The following is a 25,869-nucleotide window of genomic DNA, read 5'->3' as shown; positions in this document are numbered from 1 at the left end:
CCTGCAACGAGAAGGCCCCGTTCCGCCATCTCCGCGAACGGGGTTTTTTTCCATGGCATCGCGCAGAGGGGTGTGGCGGCTTTATCTCCCTGCGGTCACCAAGTTGACTGCTGCCGCACCGGTTGCAGCGGCTGTGCGAAAGGCATGGAGTACCCTCAGGCCATTCCACAATCCGCTACTTCACCGCCAGGAGATTTCCATGCCATCGCAAACCGCCCAGCCAGTCGTCGGCCTGATCGGCGTCGGCCTAATGGGCCACGGCATCGCCCGCAACGTCGCCGCCAAAGGCTTTCAACTCTATGTACTGGAGCACCCCGGCAACCAGCCGCTGACGGAGCTGCTGAGCCTGGGCACGCGCACCTGCCAAAGCCCGGCCGAGCTGGCCAGCCACTGTGACGTGGTCATACTCTGCGTGACCGGCTCGCCCCAGGTCGAAGCCGTGCTGACCGGCGAGCAAGGCCTGCTGTCGGCGCTGCGCCCCGGCACCGTGGTGATCGACTGCTCCACCGCCGTGCCCGCATCGACCGTGCGCATGGCCCAGGCCGTGCAGGCAGCGGGCGGAAAATTCATCGATGCGCCGATGACCAAGACCTCCAAGCAGGCGCATGACGGCCAGCTCAATCTGCTGGTCGGTGGTGATGCGGCCGTGCTGGCCCAGGTGCAACCGGTGCTGGCCACCTTCACCAGCCAGGTCACCCATGTGGGCGCGCTGGGCGACGGCCACCGCATGAAGCTGCTGCACAACTTTGTCTCGGTGGGCCAGATGAGCCTGCTGGCCGAGGCCACCGCCTGCGCGCGCAAGCAGGGCATGGACATGCAGGCCTTCCACAGCGTGCTGGCATCCGGTGGCGGCGCAGGTGTGGCGCTGGACCGTCTGCAGTCCTACATCCTGGCGGACGACCCCTCGGGCATCGCGTTCTCGATCTCCAACGCGGCCAAGGATTTGAGCTACTACGCCACGATGGCCCACGATGCCGAGGCGGCGAGCCTGATTGCCGATGCGGCCTCGACGACCTTGCAGAACCAGGTCCAGGCCCAGCACGGCGATGCCATGCTGCCGGCCCTGATCGGTCTGCTGGCCAAGTCCTGATTATTCAGCGCGGGGCTCGCGCCCCATCAGCGCCTGCACCACATCGGGGGCTGACAGGCTGCCGTCCAGCAAGGCCACGACAGCGGCCGTGATCGGCATCTCCACGCCCAGCTTCTGGGCGCGCTGCAGCACCGTGCGGGCGCTGTACACCCCTTCGGCCACATGGCCGAGCGACTGCACCGCCTGCTCCAGGCTCTGGCCCTGGGCCAGCAACAAGCCGATCTTGCGGTTGCGCGACAGATCTCCGGTGGCAGTCAGCACCAGATCACCCAGGCCTGACAGGCCCATGAAGGTATCGGTTTGCGCGCCCAGCGCCACGCCCAGGCGCGTCATCTCGGCCAGGCCACGCGTCACCAGCGCGGCCCGGGCATTCAAGCCCAGGCTCAGGCCATCGCAGAGGCCGGTGGCAATGGCCAGCACGTTCTTGACGGCGCCACCCACCTCCACCCCGCTGATGTCCTCATTGGCATAGACGCGCAGGTTGTCGCCATGGAAGGCCGCCACCAGCGCATCGCGCACATCGGCATGGCGGCTGGCCGCCACCAAGGCCGTGGGCTGGTGCTGGGCCACTTCCTGCGCAAAGCTCGGGCCGCTCAGCACGCCGGCATGCAGCGCGGGCGCCACCTGGGCGCAGACCTCGTTGCCCAGCAGCCCATGGCTGCCATCAGGCGCATCGGCGGGCACGGCCTCAAAACCCTTGCTGAGCCAGGCCACCGGCACCTGGCAGTCGCGCAGCATCGTCAGGCCACTGCGCAGTGCCGCCATCGGCGTGCCCAGCACAATCAGCTCGGCCTGGGCCACCAGCGCTGGCAGATCGCCGCTGCACACTTCCAGTGCATCGGGCAAGCGGATGCCTGGCAAATAGCGCTGGTTCTCACGGCTGGTTTGCAGCTGGCTGGCCTGCTGCGCATCGCGCGCCCACAACTGCACGCTGTGGCGTGCGGCCGCATGCATGGCCAAAGCCGTTCCCCAGGCACCCGCACCAATCACCAAGATCTTCATAGCCACAAACCCCCTCTTACCTCAACTCACATGCTGGCGCTGCCTGCTGCCGGCGCCCCGGCAGATACAACAAAGGCCTTGCAACCGAGACTGCAAGGCCCTTGCGTTGTCAGCAGCGGCGATTACTGGGCCAGAGCGGCACCTGCACCAGCGCCATTGGCCTGGGCTTGTTGCTGTTCGTACATGGCCTGGAAGTTGATTTCCGCCAGGTGCACAGGCGGGAAGCCGGCGCGGGTCACGATGTCTGCCACGTTGCCACGCAGGTAAGGGTAGACGATCTGTGGGCAGGCCACACCGATCACGGCGCCCATCTGGTCGTCAGGGATGCCACGGATTTCGAAGATACCGGCTTGCTTGGCTTCCACCAGGAACACGGTCTTGTCTTCGATCTTGGTCTGCACGGTGGCGGTCACGGCCACTTCGAAAATGCCATCGGCCACAGGGGTGGCTTCCACGCCCAGCTGGATGTCCACGCTTGGCTGGGTCTGCTCCAGCAGAATGGCTGGCGAGTTGGGTTGCTCCAGCGATGCGTCCTTCAGGTACACGCGTTGAATTTGGAACACGGGATTTTCTTGATCCGCCATGGTTGTCTGTCTTTCGCTAGAAAAAGGAATGGAGTGCAGCTGCGATGCCGCCCGGTGTGTGCGCCCCTCGCATGCAGCCCGCCATTATGCAATGGCTGAGTGACAGCATGGAAAAGCCCGGGCGCCCGCTGGCCTTCAGGGAGAAGTGCGGGGCTCAGGATTGGAGCAAGGGGACCAGTTCACCGCGCTGGTCCAGCGCAATCAGGTCATCACAGCCGCCGACATGGGTGTCACCAATGAAGATCTGCGGCACGGTGCGGCGGCCGGTGGCCTCCATCATCACCGCCCGCTGCTCGGGATCGGTGTCGATGCGGATTTCTTCAATCTGCGCCACCCCCTTGGCTTGCAGCACCTGCTTGGCACGCGTGCAATAAGGGCAGTAGGCGGTGGTATACATCTTTACAGCTTGCATCAGAGTGTCCTGCGGCTGCGGCCTGCGAGAGGCCGCCAGCTCGGTTTGGGTGTCTAAAGGAAGTAGTTGGGGCCATGCGCCCCAAAAATCAAGCCTTCTTGAGCGGCATGCTGGCAGCGCGCCAGCCCTTCATGCCACCGGCCAGGGCCTGCACATTGGTGTAGCCCAGCTTCTTGGCCACGGCCACGGCACGCTGCGAGCGCTGGCCCTGTGCGCAGACGAGGATCAGCGGCAAGGCCTTGTTCTTGACGACGGAGGGCAGCTGCGCTTCGAGCTGGTCCAGGGGCACATTCTTGGCGTTGCTGATGTGGCCGGCGCTGAATTCCTGCGCATCCGACACATCCACCACCACGGCTTTTTCGCGGTTGATCAGTGCCACGGCGTTGGCGGGGCTGAGCGTGCCGCCGCCCATGTTCTTCATGGCGGGCATCATCAGCATCGCGCCCGAGCCCAGTACCAGCACGATCAGATACCAGTTGTCGATCAGAAAGTTCACACAAGTCCCTTGTCAAAAAATGCTCAAACAGCCTCGCATTCTAAAAGGGCCACCGAGCCGCTGCAGGATAAAAGCCTTTGAAGCGCGCGTCGCTAGCGCCGCCAAGCTGTGTAGGCACCCGGGATTTGTGCCTGCCTCTACAATCGGCGCCATTGTGAATGCAGCGGGCTGCCCAGGCCCTGTAGCGCCCCCCGCCAGCGACACGCACCCATTTTTCGATTTTTGACTATCGCACGAGGATTGCATGTACAAGCTTGTCCTGATTCGCCACGGTGAATCGACCTGGAACCTGGAAAACCGCTTCACCGGCTGGACCGATGTGGACCTGACCGACACCGGCGTGGCGCAAGCCAAGCAAGCCGGCCAGCTGCTCAAGGCAGAAGGCTATGACTTCGATGTGGCCTACACCAGCGTGCTCAAGCGCGCCACCCGCACCCTGTGGCATACCTTGGACGAGATGGACCGCACCTGGCTGCCGGTGCACAAGTGCTGGCAGCTCAACGAGCGCCACTATGGCGCGCTGCAAGGCCTGAACAAGGCAGAAACCGCCAAGAAGTTTGGCGACGAGCAGGTGCTGGTCTGGCGCCGCAGCTATGACACCCCACCTCCCGCACTGGAATCCGACGACCCACGCTGCGAAAAAACCGACCGCCGCTACGCCGGTGCGGCCGACCAGGTGCCACTGACCGAATGCCTCAAGGACACCGTCGAGCGCGTCGTGCCGTTCTGGAACGAGTCGATTGCACCCGCCATCCAACGCGGCGAGCGTGTGGTGATTGCCGCCCACGGCAACTCGATCCGCGCGCTGATCAAGTACCTCGATGGCGTCTCCGACAGCGACATCGTGAACCTGAACATCCCCAACGGCATTCCGCTGGTCTATGAGCTGGACGCCAACCTGAAGCCGCTGCGCCACTACTACCTGGGTGACGCCGAAGCCGCTGCCAAGGCTGCTGCCGCGGTCGCCTCGCAAGGCAAGGCCTAAGCAATGGGCTGCCCCCACCCACGGGCGGCCTCGTAGGTCTAAACGGGAACTACTGCCTGCGCCTGGAGTCCGAGCGAGGCAGCTCAGGGGCTGCAGACAAGGATGGGGCGCCTCGCCGCTCCGGCCAAAAGCCAGCGCCTTCCCGCTAGATCTGGCGCCTGCCCAGCTCGGCAGGCGGACGGAAATGCGCGATGTCAGCCAGCGCCGCATGCCGGCGCCAGTGGGCGGCTACCGAAAGTAAATACTTGTCTTATCACCCGAAAACGGCTGCTGCGCCGCACCAGCGCAGGCGCTTGGGTGTATATTGGCACGCAATAGAAAGTTGTGAGCATATGGGCCAAAAATTGAAGATTGCCGGTTGGGTTTCACTGGGCGTGGTCGCCGGCGCGCTCACCACTGTGTCTTTGCAGACGGTCGCAAGGGGCGTCATGTCCCCCATGCCGCTGGAAGAAATCCAACAGCTGTCGGCCGTGTTCGGCCTGATCAAGACCGACTATGTCGAGCCGGCCGATGACAAGAAGCTCATCACCGACGCCATCTCCGGCATGGTCTCCGGGCTCGATCCCCACTCGCAGTACTTCGACAAGAAGTCCTTCCGCGAGTTTCAGGAAGGCACCAGCGGCAAGTTCGTCGGTGTCGGCATCGAGATCACCCAGGAAGATGGCCTGATCCGCATCGTCTCCCCGATCGAAGGCTCGCCCGCTGACCTGGCCGGCCTCAAGACCAATGACCTGATCACCAAGATCGACGACACGGCGGTCAAGGGCCTGTCGCTCAACGATGCCGTCAAGCGCATGCGTGGCGAGCCCAACACCAAGGTGACGCTGACGATTCTGCGCAAGGACGAGAGCCGCAGCTTCCCCGTCACGATCACCCGTACCGAGATCAAGACCCAGTCCGTCAAGGCCAAGATGATCGAGCCGGGCTACGGTTGGGTGCGCGTCTCGCAGTTCCAGGAACGCACGGTGGACGACTTTGTGCGCAAGGTTGACGACCTGTACAAGCAGGACCCGAACATGAAGGGCCTGGTGCTGGATCTGCGCAATGACCCGGGTGGCCTGCTTGATGCAGCCGTGGCCATCTCGGCCGCCTTCCTGCAGCCGAATGTGACCGTGGTGACCACCGACGGCCAGCTGGCCGAGAGCAAGGCCATCTTCCGCGCCTCGCCCGAGTTCTATGCCCGCCGTGGCAGCGATCCGATCAAGTCGCTGCCTGCCGCCATCAAGAACATTCCACTGGTCGTGCTGGTCAACGAAGGCTCCGCATCCGCATCCGAGATCGTCTCGGGCGCACTGCAGGACCACAAGCGAGCCACCATCATGGGCGCCCAGACCTTTGGCAAGGGCTCGGTGCAAACCGTGCGCCCCCTGGGTCCGGACACCGGCATCAAGCTGACCACGGCGCGCTACTACACGCCAAGCGGCAAGTCGATCCAGGCCAAGGGCATCGTGCCCGACATCATGGTCGACGAGTCGGCAGAAGGCGATCTGTTCGCCGCACTGCGCACCCGTGAAGCGGATCTGGAAAAGCACTTGTCCAGCGGCCAAGGCCCTGAAGTCAAGGACGAGGCCCGCGAGAAAGCCCGCGAAGCCGCATTGAAGCGCCTGGATGAAGAGAGCAAGAAGCCTGCCTCCGAGCGCCGTCCGCCCGAGTTTGGCTCGGACAAGGACTTCCAGCTGCAACAAGCGCTGCACCAGCTCAAGGGGGAGCCCGTGCAGGTCAGCCAGACCAAGACCGAGCGCCCCGCCGAGAAAAAGGACGAGGAAAAGACCAGCGCCAGCGACAAGCCCGCAGAGTCGAACACGGACGACACCAAGCTGCCGCCCGCGACCGAGCCCAAGAAGTAAAGCCCCATTGCCCAGCCTCTTTGAGGCTGCGTCACAAGGCCGCAAGCAGAGTTTCTGCTGCGGCCTTTGTTTTTTCCGACAATAGACCCCATGAACGACGAGCAACTGTTGCGCTACTCGCGCCACATCTTTCTGGACGAGATCGGCATCGAAGGCCAGGAGGCCATCCTCGCCGCCCATGCGGTGGTGATTGGCGCGGGCGGCCTGGGCAGCCCGGCGACCATGTACCTGGCATCCGCCGGTGTGGGCCGCATCACCCTGGTCGATGACGACACGGTGGACCTGACCAACCTGCAGCGCCAGATTGCCCATACCACCGAGCGCGTGGGCCAGACCAAGGTCAGCTCCTGCGCGGCCAGTCTGCAGGCAATCAACCCTCATGTCCAGATCGACACCGTGCAGGAGCGGGTCGATGAACAGCGGCTGCAGGCGCTGGTGGCCGATGCCACGGTGGTGCTGGACTGCACCGACAACTACCGCACGCGCCAGGCCATCAATGCCGCCTGCGTGGCGCTGGCCAAGCCCCTGGTGAGCGGCGCGGCCATCCGCTTTGATGGTCAGATCAGCGTGTTTGACAGGCGCCACAAAGGCGCCGCCTGCTATGCCTGCCTGTTCTCGCCCGACGAGCAGTTCGAAGAAGCCAGCTGCTCCACGATGGGCGTGTTTGCGCCACTGGTGGGCATCATCGGCACCATGCAGGCGGCCGAGGCGCTCAAGCTCATCGCCGGCATTGGCCGCAGCCTGGATGGCCGGCTGATGATGCTGGAGCTCAAGGACATGGAGTGGAGCACAATGCGCATCAGCCGCAACCCCGCCTGCCCGGTCTGCGGGCCACTGCATACCTGATATTTGGCTCGATTATTTGTTTTTTGAATATATTTATTGACCTAAATTAAACCTACGAGGCCTTGTCCTACTTACGTCATCCTTTCAGACCGATGGCATGCGCATTCCTTGTTGCTATCATTGTTACGGTAAGACACACCCGTGTAGACCCGTGTACCCGTATATGCATCGCCGCTTGAAAACATATCTGGTAGAAGACAACAAAACCATCCGCGACAACCTGATAGCCACATTAGAGGACTTGGCGCAGGTGGAAACCGTGGGGCATGCCAGCACCGAAACCGACGCCACCACCTGGCTCAGCAACCCGTCCACCGACTGGGATCTGGCGGTGGTCGATATCTTCCTGCTCGAAGGCAGCGGCCTGGGCGTTCTGGAAAAGCTCCAGGAACGTGCGCCGCACCAGCACCTGGTGATCCTTAGCAACTACGCCACGCCCAGCATGCGCGAGCGCTGCGCCCAGCTTGGCGCCAACCGGGTGTTCGACAAGTCCGAAGACATTGACGCGCTCATCGACTACTGCGTGGAGCGCACATCACAGCTGCAGTGAGCGCCACCATGTTGCCCCGCAGGCAACCACAAAAAAGCGGCCCGGGTAGGCCGCTGGTTTTGCAGAGGTTCGCGCGCTCAGTCAATCAAACCATTTTTCAGCGCGTAGTAGGTCAGGTCGCTGTTCGATGCCAGGCCCATCTTTTCCATCAAACGCGTGCGGTAGGTGCTCACGGTCTTGACGCTGAGCGACAGCTGGTCAGCGATATTGCCCGCCGTCTCGCCCTTGGCGAGCTTCAAAAACACCTGGAATTCACGCTCCGACAGCTGCTCGTGCGGCGGCGCATCTTCCTTGCGGTGCAGCTGCTGGGCCAGCAGATCGGCGACCGCCGGCGTCAGATAGCGCTTGCCCAGCGAAATGGTGCGCAGCGCCTCGACAATCTCGGACGGGTCGCATTCCTTGTTCAGGTAGCCGCTGGCACCCTGGCGGATCAGGTTGATCGCGTAATGGGCTTCGGGGTAGCCGCTCAGGATCAGAATGCCCATGTCGGGCGCCTTGGCACGCAGCATGGCCAGCGCGTCGATACCGCTCTGGCCGGGCATGGACAGGTCCATGATCAGCACATCGATCTCTTCCTTGCGCACCAGGTCAATGGCTTCACGGCCGTTGGCCGCTTCCCCCACCACGCGCAGGTCGACATGCTCGGCCAAAAATTGCTTGAGGCCCGAGCGCACAATCGCGTGGTCATCGACGATACCAACTTTAATCATATATCCCCTCATGCAGCGCAAACTGCAGCACCTGCAAGATGCAGGCGCTGCCCGAAGTTTGCTCTATTATCACTCGCATAAACCAAAAACCATCAAAAAAGGAAGCTCCATGCGTTGGTCTCGCTTGCGCAAATGGGCCATCAGTTTGCCAGCCGCCTTTTTGGCCGCTGCCGTGCTGATCGGCATCAACGAAGCTGGTTACTACCGCTCGCACGATTCGCTGCAGAACCTCACGGTCACCTACCAGACTCGCACCACCCTGGACAAGCTGATGCAGCAGGTCGTGGATGCCGAAACCCATGCGCGCGGCTACCTGCTGAGCGGCGAGGACAGCAACCTGGCCGCCTACCAGCAGGCCTGCACCAACGTCAACAACGCGGTCGATGAGCTGCGCGCCATCTACAGCGTCTTCCCTGAAGACCTGCAGACCTCGTCGATGCTCGGCCGCGAAGTGGCCAAGCGCCTGAGCCAGATGGACACCAGCATTGCGCTGCGCCGCCAAGGCCTCGATGAGGCCTGGCGCTTCTTGGTCAAAAGCCCGGAAGCCAAGGCCACGATGGAGAGCATGCGCAAGCTCAGCAATGAGCTGGTGATCCACAGCAACGAGCGGCGCATGCACAACGAGGCCGAGATTCTCAAATCGCTCACCCTCGCCCGCCTGGGTATTGCCATCGTCAGCATCGTGGGCCTGCTCGCGTTCTACCTCTACCTGCGCCAGTCCAACCGCCTCACCGGCCTGATGCTGCGCGAGCAGCGCATGCTGGAAGACGAGCGCGACCAGCTCGAAAAGCAGGTACGCCAGCGCACCGCCACCCTGGGCGAGCTGGCCACCCACTTGCAGCAGGTGCGCGAAGACGAACGCGCCCATCTGGCACGCGAACTGCACGACGAACTGGGCGCCTTGCTGACCACGGCCAAGCTTGATGTAGCGCGGCTCAAATCCAAGATCGACATGGCCGCACCCGATGTGCAGGAGCGCATCAAGCACCTGATCGAGACGCTCAACAGCGGCATTGCCTTGAAGCGCCGCATCATCGAAAACCTGCGGCCTTCCTCGCTGTCCAACCTGGGACTCACGGCCTCGCTGGAGATCCTGGCTAAGGAGTTTTCTGAAAGCAGCAATGTGGCGGTGGAACTGAGCCTGGAGCAGATCAATGTGCCCGAGGCCATGCAGCTGAGCATCTACCGCCTGATCCAGGAATCACTGACCAATATCGGCAAGTACGCGCAGGCGCGCAATGTGCTCATCAGCCTGCAGAGCCACCCCAAGCATGTGTTCGTGCAGGTGCGTGATGACGGCGTGGGCTTTGACCCCAGCCAGACCCATCCGAACTCACACGGCCTGGCCGGCATGCGCCACCGCATCGAGGCCAGCGGCGGGCGTCTGCACATCGCCTCTGCTCCGCAGCAAGGCACCACCATCTCGGCCAATTTGCCGCAGAACTAAAGGGGCGCGGGCTGCGCCCTGCAGCCTCTCCGCCCGCCCCTTTCCCATCCGCACAGCAGCTCCCCAGGCAGCACGCAAAAAAGCGCGCGGCGCCCTTGCTGCGCGCCTGCCAAACAGCACCTCCGCCCCTGCGCATCCGCGCATCGCGGGAACCGTCCTACACCTGTTCTTCGCACCTACTGGCAAGGCTGCATGCGGGCAGCGGCCAGAATGCAGTCATTGCTCGCACCTTCTTGCACAGCAAACAACATGAGGAGAAAAATATGCTGCATTACGCTGTTGTCTTCCTGGTCATTGCACTGATCGCCGCCGTCTTCGGCTTTGGCGGTATTGCGGCCAGCGCGGTCGGCATTGCCAAGATTTTGTTTGTGATCTTCATCGTGCTGGCCGTGGCGTCGTTCCTGATGGGATTGTTGAAAAAGTAGCGCTTTGACAACCCTTGAACCTGTGCTCACCACACGATACATTTATCCGGTACGCGCAGGTCAACGTACACTGCAAGATCTTCATTGAACATCATAGAAAGAGGCTATTTCATGGATACCGAAAAAATTGCCAAGGACGCTGTGGACAAAGTAGAAGACACCGCCAACGACGTGCTCGATGGCGCTGAAAAGGCGGTGGCCAGCACCCGTCGTGCGGTCAAATCCGCTGCCAACAAGGCCGAGCGTGCTGTCGATGAATACGGTCATGAAAAGAGCCAGTCCATCGACCACATCGCCTCCCGTGCCCAAGACTGGGCAGAGCGTGGCATCGGCATGGCGGCTGACTCGTCGCACCGTGCCCGTGAGCAGTTCTACCGTGCTCAAGAGCGTGCCAACGAGTACGTCTCCGACCAACCCGGCAAGTCGATGGCGATTGCGATGGCTGCAGGTGCCGCCTTGGCAACCCTGGTCATCATGGCGACCCGCCGTCGCGACTGATTTTCAAGTATCTATCGGCATACAACGGATAGGTGCGGTGCAGATGCCGATCGATTTTCAAGCACCCTAACAACACTTTGCGAGGAAACAAAAATGAAACTCTCCCGTACTATCGCTATCGCTGCTTTCGCTGGTGCAACCCTGGTGATGGCCACTGGCTGCTCCGTGGCTCGCAAGCAAGAAACCGTGGGTGAATACATCGATGGCTCCGCTGTGACCACCGCTGTCAAGGCCAAGCTGGCTGAAGACAAGGAAACCTCGGCCAGCTCCATCAATGTCAAGACCATGGACGGCGGCATTGTTCAGCTGTCCGGTTTTGCCAAGTCCCAAATGGAAAAGGACCGCGCTGGCCAGATCGCTCGTGGCGTCAAGGGCGTGACCGAAGTGCGCAACAGCCTGATCGTCAAGCAATAAGCTTCGCGACTCCGGTCTGCCAAGAACCAGCTGGTGCAAGCCAGTTGGTTTTTTTGCGCCTGCACACAAGGCCTGGTCTGACCTGCAGGCCATGGTCAACGGGGCAGCGATGCGTTAAGCTAGTTTGATGCGCCTGTTCCACTGCGACCAATGCGGTCACCTGGTTTTTTTCGAGAGCGTGCACTGCGTCAACTGCGGTGCAGCGCTGGCCTATTTGCCCGACTGCGACGATGTAGGTGCGATGGCCGCATCAGACACGGACAGCCCGCTGCCGGTGCCTGGCCCGCTATGGCAACGCATCACCACCAAGGGCTCGTCCAGCGGCCAGCGCTACCGCATGTGTGCCAACCGCGACCAGTACCAGGCCTGCAATTTTGCGATTCCCGCCGATACGCCCTATACCTTGTGCAGCTCCTGTCGGCAGACCCTGGTGCTGCCCGATCTCTCGGTGAGCGGCAATACCTTCCGCTGGCAAAAACTCGAGAGCGCCAAGCGCCGGCTTTACTACACCTTGGCGCGACTGGGCTTGCATCCTGATCAGCCCAACTGGACGCCCCACTACCAGTTCCTTGCCGATGTGCCCGACCAGCCGGTGATCACTGGCCATGCGAATGGCCTCATCACGATCAACATTGCCGAGGCCGATGATGACGAGCGCGTGCGCCGTCGCGTGGCGCTGCATGAGCCCTACCGCACCTTGCTGGGCCATCTGCGCCATGAGTCGGGGCATTTCTTCTGGGACAAGCTGGTGCGCGATGGTGGCGAGCTCGACAGCTTTCGCCAGCTCTTTGGGGACGAACGCGAGAGCTACCCGCAGGCGCTGCAAAACTACTATGCCAATCCGCCCGGTTACGAGCGATGGAGCGCACAACATGTGAGCGCCTATGCCAGCGCACATCCCTGGGAAGACTGGGCCGAATCCTGGGCGCACTACCTGCACATGGTCGATGTGCTGGAGACGGCAGCGAGCTACCAGACCGGCTTGTCGATGGGCGAAGGCAGTCCGGCAGTCACCATGGCGGACCCCTTCATCCAGCCCGCACCGAGCTTTGAAGACATGGTGGCGCAATGGGTGCCAGTGACCCTGCTGCTCAACAGCCTCAACCGCAGCCTGGGCCAGCATGATGCCTACCCGTTTGCACTGTCTGCCGGCGCGCTGCAAAAGCTGCGCTATGTGCATGACATCGTGCGGCGCCCCCACCCGGTGGACAGCCCCGCCGCCAATGTGCTGACCCAGCCTTCAGCGGCCTAGCCAGCAGCGCAGCATATGCAGGCTCAGGCCTCTTCCGCCTTGCGCTGTGTCACCTTGCGCTGCAGCTCCTGGGCGACATAGGGCGACACAAACTTGTCGACCTCGCCGCTGAGCATGGCAATCTCGCGCACAAAGGTGCTGCTGATGAACTGGTAGCGGGTGCTGGGGGTCAGGAACACGGCCTCGACATCGGGCATCAGCGAGCGGTTCATGCCGGCGAGCTGGAACTCGTAATCGAAATCGGTGACCGCGCGCAGGCCACGCACGATGGCATTGCCGCCTTGGGCCACGACAAAATCACGCAGCAGGCCCGAGTAGCTTTCGACCCGCACGCTGGGGTAGTGCTTGACCGCTTCGCGCGCCATGTCCATGCGCTCCTTGAGCGTAAACATGGTCTTCTTGTGGTGGCCTTCGGCCACCGCCACGATCACATTGCCAAACAGCTGGTAGGCCCTGCGCACCACATCTTCGTGGCCCAGGGTCATGGGATCAAAGGTGCCTGGGTAGATGGCCAGTGTCATGTATGTCTCCTGCAAAGCATCTTGGTGGTGCCAGCCGACCTGGCACATTGCAGCGCAGCATAAACGATTTCTGTCACCACCCCGCTAGCCCACAGGCATTCCCTTTCAGCGCTCTGCGGCCTCGGCCTTCTTCAGCAAGTGCGCATGCACAGCGCCTGCCTTCAGGTAGCGGTGGCGCACCAAGCCCAGCTCGGCCAGGGCCTCTTCGCTCCAGGCTTCGGGGGCTTCGAGGTAGATGAAGCCCTGCGCCGTCACCGCCGCATGTGCGGCCTTGAGCGCCGGCACAAACAGCTGGCCAGAAAACGGCGGGTCCAGAAAGATCAGATCCCAGTGCGCGGGGTAGGCCTGCAGCGCTGCCAGCGCATCGCCCCGGCTCACCTCGACCTGGGTGGCACCCAGCTTCTGCGCCAGCTGCTTAATCTGCGCAGCCAGCTGCACATCGGACTCGACCATGCGCACCTGGGTTGCGTTGCGCGATGCGGCCTCCAGCCCCAGCGCGCCGGTACCGGCAAAGGCATCGAGGCAGCGCCAGCCCGCCAGGTCCTGACCGAGCCAGTTGAACAGGGTCTCGCGCACGCGGTCCGGCGTGGGCCGCAGATCGGGGCGGGTCAGCACCGCCAGCTTGGTGCGGCGCCATTGGCCGCCGATGATGCGGATCTCGCCGGCAGCGGATGCGGCCACGCGGGCGGCATTGCTGGTGTTTCCGGTCGTGCCGCGCTTGCGGGCGGGCACCGCGTCAGGCGCGGCCTCGGCAGCAGCGGCTGCTTTTTGCACCAGGGCGCGCAGCGCGCCCTCGCTTTTGATGGCACTGCGTCCCATTATGGTTTTGCTCCCAAGACCACGGTCACTTGCTTGTCCGGCTGCACCATGCGCGCCATGGCCTTGCGCACATCGTCCGCGCTGAGGGCTTCCACCCGGTCCGTCCAGTGGTCCAGGTAGTCCAGCGGCAGGCCATTCCAGGCGATATTGGTCACATTGCCCAAGAGCTTGGCATTGCTGTCCACGCGCAGCGCAAAGCCGCCAATCAGGTTGTCCTTGGCATCGCGCAGTTCCTGGTCGGTGGGGCCCTTGGCGATGAAATCGCGCAGCACCTCGCGCGTCACCTTGAGCGCCTCCGCTGCCTGGTCAGGCCGGGTCTGCAAGCCGATCTGGAAGGCACCGGCATCCAGCCCCGGGTTGAACGAGGAATACACGCCATAGACCAGGCCGCGCTTCTCACGCACCTCTTCCATCAGGCGCGATGCAAATCCGCCGCCACCCAGAATATGGTTGCCCACCAGCACGGCCAGAAAATCCGGATCGGCGCGGCGGATGCCGGGCTGGCCCAGCAGCACCTGGGCCTGGGCTGAGTCAAACGCGATCTGGATGTCATCGGCCTTGGCCAGCGGCTGCACTGCTGGCACCTCGGCCGGCGCAGCGCACTGCGCCTTGGGCGTAGCCGGCACCTGCGCCAGCAGGCGCTTGACCAATGCATCGGCCTGGGCCTTGTCCAGCGCCCCCACCAGGGTCACCTTGGCGCGGCAGGCATCAACCGAACGCGCCAGGTACTGCTGCATCACGGCCGGGCTGATCTGGGCCAGGGTTTCTTCGGTGGCCCGCTGGCCGTAAGGATGGCTGCCAAACACGGCCTTGTTGAAGGCGCGGCCGGCGACGACCGCAGGGCGGGTATTGCCCTCCTTGATCGCAGCATTCCAGCGCTCGCGCTCGCGTTGCCAGACGGCGTCGTCGTAGCTGGGCTGGGCCATCTGGCGCGCCGCCAGGTCGGCTGCGCGGTTCAGCAAGCTGCTATCGGTCAAGGACCGCAAGGAGAAGGTCAGCGCATCGCTGCTGGCACCGGCGCCAAAGCTGGCACCCAGATCGGCCCAGGCTTCGCCGACGGCGTTTTCGTCCAGTGCCGGCGCACTGCCCTGGGCCTTGACGCCCTTGGACGCCATCATGGCCGCCGCGCTGGCCAGGCCGACTTGGTTCGCCGGGTCGCGCCGGGTGCCGGCATCAAAATTCAGCTGCACATCCACCATCGGGATCGTGGGGCTGTTGACCAGCCAGACCTGGGCGCCGCTGTCCTGCGTCCAGTGCTCGATGGGCAGCAAGGCCCAGGCCGAATGGGAGGCCAGCAAGGCTGCTGCGCCGCCGACCAGTGTTTTGCAAAATGAGGTTCGCATGGGTATCTCTGCTAGCCAGGGCCCGCTGCCATCTGCAGCAGGCCCTGGAGAAAACAATCGATGGCGGGCGCATCACACAGCGCATCCGCCACGGGGTTCTGGTCAGTGCACCGATCCATCTTTGGTCGCGTCACCGCTGCGCTTTTGCGCGGCACGGTCGGCATCGGTCAGCGGCTGGGGCACCAGGGTCGCCACCGTCATCTGGTCATCGCCAAAATAGCGCGCGGCCACCGCCTGCACCTGCGCGGCCGTCACCGATTTCATCAGCGCCAGCAGCTTGTCATTGGCATCCAGCGGCAAGCCCAACACCCAGTTGGAGCCCAGGTCATTGGCCTGATCAAAGACCGAGTCGCGCTCATAGACGGTCGAGGCCTGCCACTGGGTACGCACCCGCTCCAGCTCGGCCTCACCCACGCCGTCCTTGGCCACGCGCGCCACTTCGGCACGCAAGGCCGTCTCCACGTCCTTGGCGGTCTTGCCATGCGATGGAACGCCACCGAGCAAGAAGGTGGATGGCCCACGGTTGACCACGCTGGCACCGCTGAAGGTGGCATCGGCCACGCGGTTGGCGCCCTGGGTCAGCTGGCGGTCCAGGCGTGCGCCGTCATAGCCGCTGAGGACAGACCCCAGCATCAACAGCGCCATCGCATCCTTGTCGCTGTCCTTGGGCTCGACCAGGTTGCGCAGGTCGGGCACCTTGAAGCTCATCACCACATAGGCTTGCTCGGCAGGTGCCTTGTAGTCCAGCCGGCGCTCGCCCTTTTGCAGCGGCTCGGGCCGGGGCTTGCGCTCGGGCAGCGCGCGGCTGGGAATGCTGCCGTAGTATTTTTCGGCCAGCGCGCGCACCTTGTCCACATCCACATCGCCCGCGACGACGACCACGGCGTTCTCTGGCACATACCAGGCCTTGTGGAAGGCGCGGGCATCATCGGGGTGCATGGAATCGAGGTCGCCCATCCAGCCAATCACCGGGCGGTGGTAGGGCGATGCCTGCCAGGTCGCGGCATTGAGCTGCTCCATCAGGCTGGCACGCGGGTTGTCATCGGTGCGCATGCGGCGCTCTTCCTTGATGACCTCGATCTCTTTCTTGAACTCGCCGTCAGGCCACTGGTTGTTGGCAAAGCGGTCCGACTCCAGGCGCATCACGTCTTCGAGCTTGCCGGACGGGATCTGCTGGTAGTAGCCGGTGTAATCGCGGTTGGTGAAGGCATTGTCCTGCCCGCCCAGTGCCGCCACCTTGCGCGAAAAATCGCCGGGCGCCACCGTGGCCGTGCCCTTGAACATCATGTGCTCCAGCGCATGGGCCAGGCCCGAGCGGCCATCGACCTCGTCCATCGAGCCGACGCGCACCCAGACCATGTGCACGGCCGTCGGCGCGCGCTTGTCTGGCTGTACGATCAGGCCCATGCCGTTGGACAGGGTGAACTGCTGGGCACCAGCAGAATTGGAGGCGACGGCAGCGCTGGACACAGGCGATGCCGCCAGCGCTGAAGAAGCCCCAGCGCCCAGGGAGGCCATCAAGGCCAGCAAAATGGTGGAACGTTTCATAAAATAGGCTGATTCTACGTAGCGCACAATGTTCAGTTTTTTCAAGAAAAAATCTCCCGCTGCCGACGCAGCCCCTAGCCCTTCCGCCGCCGAGCCAGCGCCAGCGCCCGCTCCGGTAGCCGACACCCCGGCGCCCGCACCCCAGGTGCCGAGCGCGCCGGTGGCCCCCATCGCCCCCGTGGCTGCCGAGCCTGCCAAGACGGGCTGGCTGCGTGGCCTGGGCATGGGGGGCAAGGCCGCAGCCCCGGCACCCACGGCGGCAGAAACGGTAACAAAAACCCCATCTGCACAAGCCCCACAGGCGCCGGTAGCTCCTATCACTATAGCACCCGAGCCCGCCAGCAGCCGCGACAGCTGGATGGGCCGGCTGAAGAACGGTTTGCGCAAAACCGGCTCCAGCATTGCCACGGTTTTCACCGGCACCAAGATCGACGAACAGCTCTACGAAGAGCTGGAAGAGGCCCTACTGATGGCCGATACCGGCGTCAAGGCCACCCAGCATTTGCTGGACGACCTTAGGCAGCGCGTCAAGGACAGCAAGACCACCGACCCCGCCGCCGTCAAGGAACTGCTGGCCAGCGCGCTGGCCGACCTGCTGGCGCCGCTGGAAAAGCCGCTGGTCATTGGCGAGCACAGCCCCACGGTCATCATGGTGGCCGGTGTCAATGGGGCTGGCAAGACCACCTCGATCGGCAAGCTGACCAAGCACCTGGCCGATGCCGGCCAGAGCGTGCTGCTGGCGGCGGCCGACACCTTCCGCGCTGCCGCGCGCGAGCAGCTGGGCGTCTGGGCCACCCGCAACACGGTCGAGATCATCAGCCAGGAAGGTGGCGACCCCGCGGCCGTCAGCTTTGATGCCGTGACCGCCGGCAAGGCCCGGGGCAAGGATGTCGTGCTGGTGGACACCGCCGGCCGCCTGCCTACCCAGCTGCACCTGATGGAAGAGCTCAAGAAGATCAAGCGCGTCGTCACCAAGGCCGATGGCAGCGCCCCGCACGAAGTGCTGCTGGTCATCGATGGCAACACCGGCCAGAACGCCCTCAACCAGGTGCGGGCCTTTGACGATGCCCTGCAGCTGACGGGCCTCATCGTCACCAAGCTCGACGGCACCGCCAAGGGCGGCGTGCTGGCTGCCATTGCGCAGGAGCGCCCCATCCCCGTGTACTTCATCGGCGTGGGAGAAAAGGTCGAAGACCTGGAGACCTTCAGCGCCAAGGAATTTGCCCAGGCGCTGCTGGCCTGATCGGCAAACGGCCTTCCCACATACAAGCCCTGCCCTCTGGAGCAGGGCTTTTTCTTTACCTTCGTCATGGTAATTTCATGCAATCTTGTTATTTTTTGCACTTCCTGGTGAAAACATGCATTCACAACATTGGCCTTGAAGGCGGGAGATTTCATGAAAATAGCAAGCTTGCGGCAGCTCTGTGCTGCCGGGCTCTGGGCAGTCAGCGGACTGGCCCTGGCCCAAACGGTGGTCTTTAGCGAGAACTTTGATGCGGCGGGCACGGATGCACCGAGCGGCCTGGGTACCACCGGTCCGGCCGGCTGGACGCTGCGCCTGGAGAATGCCGAGACCGTGGCCACCAGCGGCCGCTCCAGCGCTGCGAAACTGCCCTGGCTGGGCTGGAAGTTTGTCACGCCGACTTATTGGACGGCCCAGGTCTCGGGTGGCGATCGCGCCAAACTCACCAAGGCCAGCGGCAAGATCGCAGTGGCCGAATCGGATGGCCTGCGGCCCACCAGCGGTCTGTACTTCAACACCGTGATGGAAAGCCCCAGCATTGCGGTGCTGGGTGGCGGCAGCTACACGCTGGGCTTTCTCAGCCACTTCCAGATGGGCTCCACCAAGAAGGAGAGCATCAAGGTCGAGGCCGTGTTTGATGACAGCAGCGTCCAGACCCTGCTGCATGAGACCAGCGCCTCGCGCCTGAACCAGAACGAGAACCTGGCCTTCAGCGTCCCCGCCGGCGCCAAGAAGGTCAGCCTGCGCTTCAGCTACCTGAACACTGACAACAACTGGTACTGGGGCATCGATGATGTGGTGCTGACGCAAACCAGCAGCGAGCCACCCAAGCCCTTTGACCCCGCCAAGCTGCCCAACACCGCCCACTCGCCCGCGCTGACCGTGGGCCCGACCTTGCAAAACCCCGGCCCCGACCACATGGCCGTGATGCTGGAAACCAGCGAGTCCGCCCCCACCATCTGGTGGCGCCTGGCCGGCAGCACCGGGCCCTACACCTTGCTGCCCGCCAAGAACCCGGTCGGTGATTTTGCCGACAGCAGCATCTTCTTTGCCGACATCGCCGGTCTGCAATCGAACACGCTCTATGAATACGCCGTGGTCACCGGCACCAGCGCAGCGCCCAAGCTGGCGGGCCCCTTCCAGTTCAAGACCTGGCCACGCGAGGGCGATGGCGTCACTGCCGCCAAGTTCGCCGTGGTCTCGGACACCCAGGATGGCCTGGCCAACCGCCTCAAGAACATCACCCAGGGCGTCATCAACAACGACTGCGCAGGCCTGGCCGCGCAGTGCGCGCAAAACCTGGCCGGCTTCATGGTGCCGGGTGACCTGGTTGGATCAGGCGGCACGCGCAGCAACTGGAAAGACCAGTTTTTCGGCCCGCTGGCCGCCATCTCGGCCTATGTGCCGCTGATCCCCTCACCCGGCAACCACGAATATTTTGGCGGTGAGCAGGCCAGCGCCGGCAGTGAGAAAAACTGGGCCAAGACCTACCGCAAGTACTTCAACCGCATGCCCGCCAATGGCTCGGAAAAGCACCCGCTGCACTGGTACCAGCTGGACTACCTGGGCATGCGCATTGTCGGCAGCGACTTCAACCCCGCCTCGGCCATGCACAACACCGGTGGCTGGACCGGCTATGACAACGGCCGGGGCCTCTTCCGCGCCGATTACATGCAGGAGCACCTGAACTGGTTCAGCGGCCTGATGGCCCAGACCCGCGTGGACAAGAAGCCCTATATGGTGCTGCTCAACCACCACCCCTGCCTGAGCGAAAAATGGCGCCAGGGCGAGGTCATGGCGACCTGCGATTTCATCTCGCAGCTGGAAGACTATGGCCGCACGACCGGCGCCATCACCGCCAACCTCAACGGCCATGTGCACTTCTATGAGCGCGGCAATTCGATGAACAGCCGCCACCTCTGGCTGAATGTGGCCTCGGGCAGCGGCGCACTGGAAGGCGCCAAGCAAGACGACGACAGCGATCTGGACGTCATCGCCAACACCAAGCTCAGCTTTGGCTATGGCACCTTGGAAGCCAGCTTTGGCAGCGCCACACCTGCCCTGACCTGGAAGCGCTACGACCTGGGCGGCTCCACCACCAGCAGCACGCCGGACGACAGCATCGCCATCACCAGCCAGGCCTGGTCCCTCAAGCCGGAACTGGTCCAGGCCAAGCTCGGCAAGGTCGATCCAGCCAGTCTGCAGCTGGCCTACCGCACGGCCGCAGGCCCGGCGCTCTATGAAGCGCAATGGCAGGTCTCCAAGGACCCGCAGTTTGCCGCCGGCCAACCGGTCTACGACGTCTGGGGCAACGACACCCGCAGCGAGAACTGGACCTACCTGAATGGCGTGCGCGTCAACACGCAAAAGGATGTCGACATCGCCACCCTGCCGCTGGGCCAGCTGCTGGCCAACCCCAAGCGCATCTACCCGAATGTGGCGGCCAACACGGCACGCGGCAAGCTGACGAGCGCCATCATTGCCGGCGGCAACAGCCTGCGCGACCGCTGGAGCTGCGGCTACAAATGGGACGAGGACGGTGACAGCGGCGCTGAGCGCCAGGGCGGCCGCCAGTGCTATGCGCAGCTGCTGAAGGCTGATGGCAGCAAGGGCTCCGCCCTGGATCCCTTCCAGGGCCAACCCGCCCAGGTGCTGCAGCTGGGCCAGGATGAGCGCTGGTACTGGCGTGTGCGTGTGCGAGATACGCACCTGAACTGGTCCGACTGGAGTGCCACCGGCTCCTTCGAGCTGGGCAACCCTGCGCCTGAGCCCGAGCCACCTGTGCAAGACCTGATCGACACCCAGCTGCCCACCCCCGGTGGCAACCTGCCCGCGATGGGCCTGAACATCCAGGCCGCCACCCGCTGCGACCAGTCCAACGCCAGCATCAGCGCCGTGCCTGCCGGCCTGCTGCCCGCCGGCCTGCAAGCTGCCTCCGGCCTGCTGTCGTTCACCCTCTCGGGCTGCGACCATGCAGGCTTCAGCGCCCAGGTCCGCCTGGAGCTGCCCGCCGACCTGCCCGCCAACAGCCGCGTGATGAAGGTGCACACCGCTGCCGACGGCCAGACGGTGGTCAGCGAGATCGCAGGCGCCAGCATCGCCGGCGGCGTCGTCCGCTACAGCGTCACTGACGGTGGTCCGCTGGACGAAGATGGCCTCGTCAACGGGACCATCGTCGACCCGGTGCTGGTCGCCGTGCCTGCCGATGTGGTGGTACCTCCATCGTCAGCAGCACGCCCCGTGCCAGCCAACCAGCCACTGGCCTTGTTGCTGCTGTCGCTGCTGCTGATGGCAGGGGCTGCGGTCGCTCGTCGTCGCCGCTGATTCGGGCTACCGGCCTCGGGGCCCTCTGCAGCACCCTCTGCCCTTGGGCATGGGTCTTGCAGGGGGCCTTGTCGATTACACACAGCCGTCAAGGCTGTTACTGCAAAATAGCGCAGGCCGCGCTGCCGGCCTGGCTTTCAAGGAAACGCAAACATGCTGCAAGAAGACCGTTTTGTCCGCATCCAATCGCTGCTCGCCTCCATCGACCGGCTCAGCACCGAAAGACTGATCCAGGACATGCAGGTCTCCCGCGAAACGGTACGCCAGGATTTGCTGGCACTCGAATCCATGGGCCTGGTGCGGCGCGTGCATGGCGGCGTCGCCCGCGTCACGCGGGACGAGCCCCCTTTTGTGCAACGCCAGGCGCTGCGCGTGGCAGAAAAACGTGCGATCGCCAAGGCAGCCGTCAAACGCCTGCAACCGGGTCAGATGGTGTTTATCGATGCCGGCACCACCACCGCCATCCTGGCTGAAGAGCTGAGCCTGATCAGCCGCCTGGTCGTGGTCACCAACTCCATCACCGTCGCCCTCAAGCTCGCTGGCACCCAGGCCACCGCCGGCAGCGCCAACAGCATGCGCGTGGTGCTGCTGGGCGGCGATACCAACCCGGAAATCCCCTGCACCTATGGCGAGGTCACCCTCAACGAGATCCGCCGCTACCGCGCCGATGTCACCCTGCTCTCGCCCGTGGGCATCAGCGCCGAGGATGGCGTGACCTTTGGCAACGAGCATGAGGCCAGCCTGGCCACGGCCATGGCCCAGCAGTCATCGTCGCTGGTCGTTCTGGCCGACTACAGCAAGATCGGCCTGCGCAGCCGCTATGCCGTGGCCTGCCCACCCAGCCAGCAGACCTTGATCACCAATGCCCATGCGGCCAACACCGAGGCCTTGGAAGCGCTGAACGCCCAGGGCGTGGCGGTCATTCCCGTCTGATCGCATTCAGGCCTGCAGTGCCGGGCCCACCTCACCCGCCACCCAGGCGGCATAGGCCGGGCTGGCCGCCGTCTCACCCCAGAGCCATTGCGGCAAGGTATAGGGGTGCAGCGGTAGCAGCAGACGCTGCAAAGCGGGCAGGCTTTGGGGCGTGGTCTTCCAGGTGATGCGCCATTCATCCGCCTGCTGCAACTGACCGTCCCACCAATAGTGCGAATGGATCTTGTCGACCTGGGCGCAGGCCGCCAGGCGGGCCTGTACGCCTGCCTGGGCCAGTGCTTGGGCTGCCGATTCGCTGTCCACCGTCGTGCTCGCCCATGCCACCAGGCAGAGGCCGCCAGCGCCAGGGTTCATGGCCAAGGATTGCATCATCAACTCCATGATTTGTATCAAACAGGCTGCGGTTTGGATGCCGCTTCACAGGCCCCAAACCACTGAGAATATATCCAGATTTTCTAGGCCTGGATACGGAACTTATCCACAGACCGGGCACTCCAACTGCTCTGAAGGCGGAAAGGGCTGTCAGACAGCGCCCCGCCAGCCGCTATGGCCACGATAAAGAAAGGTGAATAGCATCAAAATCAGGAGCAAGCTATTCTTTATCAACGCTGATCCCAGCCATTCTTAGTTGAAACTTAAACCCGAGATTACCGCACCGCAGCATGGGAACTCCCACAGCATCAAGGGACTCCTACCGGTGTTACTATGTATCGCATAGACGAAAGGACTTCTAGCGTGACAACTCATTCTGGAGCCGCCACCATTTCTACCGCATTGGCTCCTGCAAACCCATGGTCGTTGGTACCACCCCTGGGCAATCTGGACGCGTACATCACTGCGGTCAATCGCATCCCCATGCTCACCCCCGAGGAAGAGCTGGGCTATGCGAAAAAACTCAAGGAAAACGGTGATGTCGAGGCTGCTGGCCGCCTGGTGCTCTCGCACCTGCGCCTGGTGGTATCCATTGCCCGCCAGTACATGGGCTACGGCCTGCCGCACGGCGATCTGATCCAGGAAGGCAACGTCGGTCTGATGAAGGCCGTCAAGCGCTTTGACCCGGACCAGGGCGTTCGCCTGGTCAGCTACGCCATGCACTGGATCAAGGCCGAGATCCACGAATACATCCTGAAGAACTGGCGCATGGTCAAGGTGGCTACCACCAAGAGCCAGCGCAAGCTGTTCTTCAACCTGCGCTCGATGAAGCAAGGCTTCAAGGCAGAAGCGGGCATGGAAGACGGCGCGATGCAGCGCGAGACGCTCTCCGAGAGCGAAATCGACGCGATGGCCGCGCATCTGAATGTCAAGCGCGAAGACGTGATCGAGATGGAAACCCGTTTGTCGGGCGGCGATGTGCTGCTCGATCCGAGCCCCTCCGATGACGGCGAGCAAGCCTATGGCCCCATCGCTTATCTGGCCGATGCATCGCATGAGCCAACGGCCATGATCGAATCGCGCCAGCGCGACTACCTGGCCACCGATGGTATTCAGGAAGCCCTGGCCACCCTGGACGAGCGCAGCCGCCACATTGTGGAAGAGCGCTGGCTCAAGGTGAACGACGACGGCTCGGGCGGCATGACCCTGCACGACCTGGCTGCGGTCTATGGCGTCAGCGCCGAGCGGATTCGCCAGATCGAATCGGCAGCGATGAAGAAAATGCGCAAGGCCCTGGCCGAATACGCTTAAGCCGTATTGCAACGATCTGCTATCGCAGTACCCATCCATATCGCAATTGGCGATAATCAAAGCGCACATGCCTTCTGGCCTGTGCGCTTTTTTTATGGCCCGTATGAGCCCGGCGGACGTACAGACGGATAAACCTCCACCCATGCGGGCAGCCATGCGAATCTGGAGCTTTTATGCATTTTTCCCTGTCCCGCCGCTGCCTAGTGGCAGCCACTTTGGCCACCCTCGCCAGCACCGGCGCCCTGGCTGCGGACAACTGGCCCAACAAACCCCTGCACCTGATCGTGGGCTTTCCGGCCGGCTCCTCGCCTGACCTGACTGCCCGCGCACTGGCCGAGCCCCTGGAAAAAGCGCTGGGCCAACCGATCATCGTCGAGAACAAGGTCGGCGCCGGTGGCAACATCGCCGCTGAATACGTGGCGCGCGCCACCGACGGCTACACCTTCAGCGTGATGATCAACGGCAATATGACGATTGCCAAGCTGCTCAACCCCTCGATCCGCTACGACCCGCTGACCGACCTGCAGCCCGTCGGCCTGATTGGCGTGGCCCCGCTGGTGCTGGTGGCGCCAGCCAAAGCGCCTGAGGGCAAGGGCTTCTTCGAGGCCGCCACCCAGGCGGGCAGCAGCTGGAGCTATGGCTCGCCGGGCGTGGGCACCATCGGCCACCTAGGCATGGAGCTGCTCAAGAGCCGCGCCAAGATCAAGCCCGAGCACATCCCTTACCCTGGCTACCCGCAGGTGTTCAATGGCATCCAGGGCGGCGATCTGCAGCTCTCCATGCTGCCACCGGCGCTGGCGATGAACCAGATCCAGGCCGGCAAGCTGCGCGGCATCGGCGTGAGCTCGGCCGCCCGCAGCCCGCTGGCCCCCGGCCTGCCCAGCCTCAAGGAGCTGGGCATTGCCAACTACGACATGGAAATCTGGAACGCCGTGGCCGCGCCCAAGGCCATGCCCAAGTCCCATGTCGACAAGCTCGCCGCCGCCGTGGGCGAGATCGTACGCAGCCCAGAGATGCGCCAGAAGCTGGCCCTGCAGGGCTGGCAGGCCGTGGGCAGCTCGCCCGAAGGCCTGAAAAACCGCATCGATGCCGATGTGAAGGCGCTGGGCGCCATCATCAAAGAGCAGAACATCCGCGCGCAATGACGGCCGCCCAAGTCTTCTCCGATCTCAGCGCCTGGCAGGTGATGGCCTGGGGCCTCGTGTTCTTCAGCGCGCTGTACCTGATCGGAGGGCTGGGCATGACGGCGCTCACCCGCTTTCTGCAAAAGCGCGGCATCGGCCGGGTGCTCGATACCCGGCCGCTCAAGCCTGACCAGCTGCGGCGCGAGTGGCGCCAGTCCTTTCACTCCATCCTGGTGTTTGGCCTCGGCATGGTGGTGCCCTGGGGCTTTGTGCAGCTGGGCTGGGCGCATTTCGCCATCGCCCCCAGCGGCTGGCAGATCGCCATCGAGATCTGGGTGCTGCTGATCTGGAACGATGTGCACTTCTGGATCAACCACCGCCTGCTGCATACGCGCTGGTTCAAGCGCTTCCATGGCGACCACCACCGCTCGGTCGTGGTCACGCCCTGGTCGACCTACAGCTTCCACCCCATCGAGGCGATGATGCTGGGCAATGTGATCCTGCTGCCGATGGTGCTGCATGACTTTGCCTTCTGGTCGCTGGCCTCGGTGCCGGTGTTCAGCATCTTCCTCAACGCGGTCGGCCATGCCAACTACGACTTCTTCCCGCGCCTAGGGCCCCGCCACCCGCTGGCCGCCAGCCGCCGCCACCACCTGCACCATGCCCGGCCGGCCGGCAACTATGGCTTTGCACTGGCCTTCATGGACCGCCTGATGCGCAGCGAAGCAGACCCGCTGCCGCCACGCCCAGCCCCCGGGCGCCCCGCTGCTTGA

The 25,869-nt window shown here is 63.6% G+C and carries 26 protein-coding genes; 16 read left to right on the top strand and 10 right to left on the bottom strand.

What is annotated here, in order from left to right; genetic code table 11:
* Nucleotides 1-52 precede the first annotated feature (52 nt).
* The gene (locus EDF71_RS04075) at nt 53-1,090 is read left to right on the top strand and encodes an NAD(P)-dependent oxidoreductase (RefSeq protein ID WP_347876658.1); all 1,038 of its coding nucleotides are present in this window, start codon (nt 53-55) and stop codon (nt 1,088-1,090) included.
* Here the strand turns inward: EDF71_RS04075 and EDF71_RS04070 are convergent, their stop codons facing one another.
* From EDF71_RS04070 to EDF71_RS04055, 4 genes are all read right to left on the bottom strand, one after another.
* The gene (locus EDF71_RS04070; RefSeq protein WP_133855500.1) at nt 1,091-2,092 is read right to left on the bottom strand and encodes an NAD(P)H-dependent glycerol-3-phosphate dehydrogenase; all 1,002 of its coding nucleotides are present in this window, start codon (nt 2,090-2,092) and stop codon (nt 1,091-1,093) included. It lies immediately after the preceding gene.
* 122 nt (nt 2,093-2,214) lie between these two features.
* Complete coding sequence (gene secB / locus EDF71_RS04065) at nt 2,215-2,676, bottom strand: protein-export chaperone SecB (RefSeq protein ID WP_116924716.1); 462 nt, start codon at nt 2,674-2,676, stop codon at nt 2,215-2,217.
* Nucleotides 2,677-2,830: 154 nt separating this feature from the next.
* Entirely contained in the window at nt 2,831-3,088 is a 258-nt protein-coding gene (gene grxC / locus EDF71_RS04060; protein ID WP_133855354.1) for a glutaredoxin 3, read from the bottom strand.
* Nucleotides 3,089-3,176: 88 nt separating this feature from the next.
* Nucleotides 3,177-3,584 carry a rhodanese-like domain-containing protein gene (locus EDF71_RS04055; protein WP_133855353.1) on the bottom strand — a complete coding sequence of 136 codons (408 nt, stop codon included), beginning with the start codon at nt 3,582-3,584 and terminating at the stop codon, nt 3,177-3,179.
* A 244-nt stretch (nt 3,585-3,828) separates the two neighbouring features.
* On the opposite strand from EDF71_RS04055, the gene gpmA reads away from it, so the two are divergent.
* The 4 genes from gpmA (at nt 3,829) to EDF71_RS04035 (ending at nt 7,812) form a co-directional block, all read left to right on the top strand.
* Nucleotides 3,829-4,569, top strand: a complete 741-nt coding sequence (gpmA, locus tag EDF71_RS04050; RefSeq protein WP_133855352.1) for a 2,3-diphosphoglycerate-dependent phosphoglycerate mutase — start codon at nt 3,829-3,831, stop codon at nt 4,567-4,569.
* A gap of 332 nt (nt 4,570-4,901) precedes the next feature.
* The gene (locus EDF71_RS04045; RefSeq protein WP_133855351.1) at nt 4,902-6,416 is read left to right on the top strand and encodes a S41 family peptidase; all 1,515 of its coding nucleotides are present in this window, start codon (nt 4,902-4,904) and stop codon (nt 6,414-6,416) included.
* Nucleotides 6,417-6,506: 90 nt separating this feature from the next.
* A complete protein-coding gene (gene moeB, locus EDF71_RS04040) occupies nt 6,507-7,262 on the top strand; it encodes a molybdopterin-synthase adenylyltransferase MoeB (RefSeq protein ID WP_133855350.1) in 756 nt (251 codons plus the stop codon).
* 163 nt (nt 7,263-7,425) lie between these two features.
* Nucleotides 7,426-7,812 (top strand): response regulator, encoded by a 387-nt coding sequence (locus tag EDF71_RS04035; protein ID WP_133855499.1) that lies wholly within the window; start codon nt 7,426-7,428, stop codon nt 7,810-7,812.
* 77 nt (nt 7,813-7,889) lie between these two features.
* Here the strand turns inward: EDF71_RS04035 and EDF71_RS04030 are convergent, their stop codons facing one another.
* Nucleotides 7,890-8,522: a response regulator transcription factor gene (locus EDF71_RS04030; RefSeq protein WP_021026242.1), complete on the bottom strand. Its 633-nt coding sequence runs from the start codon at nt 8,520-8,522 to the stop codon at nt 7,890-7,892.
* Between the two features lie 109 nt (nt 8,523-8,631).
* On the opposite strand from EDF71_RS04030, the gene EDF71_RS04025 reads away from it, so the two are divergent.
* The 5 genes from EDF71_RS04025 (at nt 8,632) to EDF71_RS04005 (ending at nt 12,558) form a co-directional block, all read left to right on the top strand.
* A complete protein-coding gene (locus EDF71_RS04025) occupies nt 8,632-9,969 on the top strand; it encodes a CHASE3 domain-containing protein (protein WP_133855349.1) in 1,338 nt (445 codons plus the stop codon).
* A 263-nt stretch (nt 9,970-10,232) separates the two neighbouring features.
* The gene (locus EDF71_RS04020; RefSeq protein WP_021026244.1) at nt 10,233-10,394 is read left to right on the top strand and encodes a DUF1328 domain-containing protein; all 162 of its coding nucleotides are present in this window, start codon (nt 10,233-10,235) and stop codon (nt 10,392-10,394) included.
* Between the two features lie 111 nt (nt 10,395-10,505).
* Nucleotides 10,506-10,892: a hypothetical protein gene (locus EDF71_RS04015; protein WP_133855348.1), complete on the top strand. Its 387-nt coding sequence runs from the start codon at nt 10,506-10,508 to the stop codon at nt 10,890-10,892.
* A gap of 93 nt (nt 10,893-10,985) precedes the next feature.
* A complete protein-coding gene (locus EDF71_RS04010) occupies nt 10,986-11,306 on the top strand; it encodes a BON domain-containing protein (protein ID WP_116924709.1) in 321 nt (106 codons plus the stop codon).
* Nucleotides 11,307-11,433: 127 nt separating this feature from the next.
* Nucleotides 11,434-12,558 (top strand): putative zinc-binding peptidase, encoded by a 1,125-nt coding sequence (locus EDF71_RS04005; protein ID WP_133855347.1) that lies wholly within the window; start codon nt 11,434-11,436, stop codon nt 12,556-12,558.
* 23 nt (nt 12,559-12,581) lie between these two features.
* On the opposite strand, the gene coaD is transcribed toward EDF71_RS04005, so the two are convergent.
* The 4 genes from coaD to EDF71_RS03985 all read right to left on the bottom strand — a co-directional run bounded on the left by coaD (nt 12,582) and on the right by EDF71_RS03985 (nt 16,789).
* Entirely contained in the window at nt 12,582-13,079 is a 498-nt protein-coding gene (coaD, locus tag EDF71_RS04000) for a pantetheine-phosphate adenylyltransferase (RefSeq protein WP_133855346.1), read from the bottom strand.
* 105 nt (nt 13,080-13,184) lie between these two features.
* A complete protein-coding gene (gene rsmD / locus EDF71_RS03995; protein ID WP_133855345.1) occupies nt 13,185-13,898 on the bottom strand; it encodes a 16S rRNA (guanine(966)-N(2))-methyltransferase RsmD in 714 nt (237 codons plus the stop codon).
* Nucleotides 13,898-15,241 (bottom strand): pitrilysin family protein, encoded by a 1,344-nt coding sequence (locus EDF71_RS03990; protein WP_133855344.1) that lies wholly within the window; start codon nt 15,239-15,241, stop codon nt 13,898-13,900. The genes rsmD and EDF71_RS03990 overlap by 1 nt, the downstream gene beginning before the upstream one ends.
* Nucleotides 15,242-15,343: 102 nt before the next feature.
* Entirely contained in the window at nt 15,344-16,789 is a 1,446-nt protein-coding gene (locus EDF71_RS03985; RefSeq protein ID WP_133855343.1) for a pitrilysin family protein, read from the bottom strand.
* Nucleotides 16,790-16,817: 28 nt separating this feature from the next.
* Between EDF71_RS03985 and ftsY the strand changes: the two genes are divergently transcribed.
* The 3 genes from ftsY to EDF71_RS03970 all read left to right on the top strand — a co-directional run bounded on the left by ftsY (nt 16,818) and on the right by EDF71_RS03970 (nt 22,289).
* A complete protein-coding gene (ftsY, locus tag EDF71_RS03980; RefSeq protein WP_133855342.1) occupies nt 16,818-18,032 on the top strand; it encodes a signal recognition particle-docking protein FtsY in 1,215 nt (404 codons plus the stop codon).
* A 153-nt stretch (nt 18,033-18,185) separates the two neighbouring features.
* Nucleotides 18,186-21,356 (top strand): metallophosphoesterase, encoded by a 3,171-nt coding sequence (locus tag EDF71_RS03975; protein ID WP_133855341.1) that lies wholly within the window; start codon nt 18,186-18,188, stop codon nt 21,354-21,356.
* Between the two features lie 153 nt (nt 21,357-21,509).
* Nucleotides 21,510-22,289: a DeoR/GlpR family DNA-binding transcription regulator gene (locus tag EDF71_RS03970; protein ID WP_133855340.1), complete on the top strand. Its 780-nt coding sequence runs from the start codon at nt 21,510-21,512 to the stop codon at nt 22,287-22,289.
* Between the two features lie 6 nt (nt 22,290-22,295).
* On the opposite strand, the gene cutA is transcribed toward EDF71_RS03970, so the two are convergent.
* Nucleotides 22,296-22,658 carry a divalent-cation tolerance protein CutA gene (gene cutA, locus EDF71_RS03965; protein ID WP_243854167.1) on the bottom strand — a complete coding sequence of 121 codons (363 nt, stop codon included), beginning with the start codon at nt 22,656-22,658 and terminating at the stop codon, nt 22,296-22,298.
* A 366-nt stretch (nt 22,659-23,024) separates the two neighbouring features.
* On the opposite strand from cutA, the gene rpoH reads away from it, so the two are divergent.
* The 3 genes from rpoH (at nt 23,025) to EDF71_RS03950 (ending at nt 25,869) form a co-directional block, all read left to right on the top strand.
* Complete coding sequence (rpoH, locus tag EDF71_RS03960) at nt 23,025-23,972, top strand: RNA polymerase sigma factor RpoH (protein ID WP_021026256.1); 948 nt, start codon at nt 23,025-23,027, stop codon at nt 23,970-23,972.
* A gap of 173 nt (nt 23,973-24,145) precedes the next feature.
* Nucleotides 24,146-25,117, top strand: a complete 972-nt coding sequence (locus tag EDF71_RS03955) for a tripartite tricarboxylate transporter substrate binding protein (RefSeq protein WP_133855339.1) — start codon at nt 24,146-24,148, stop codon at nt 25,115-25,117.
* Entirely contained in the window at nt 25,114-25,869 is a 756-nt protein-coding gene (locus EDF71_RS03950) for a sterol desaturase family protein (protein WP_133855338.1), read from the top strand. The genes EDF71_RS03955 and EDF71_RS03950 overlap by 4 nt, the downstream gene beginning before the upstream one ends.

It is taken from the genome of Comamonas sp. JUb58 (assembly GCF_004364775.1).
Taxonomy (GTDB): Bacteria; Pseudomonadota; Gammaproteobacteria; order Burkholderiales; family Burkholderiaceae_C; genus Comamonas.
This window is presented reverse-complemented; position numbering and strand designations above follow the sequence as displayed.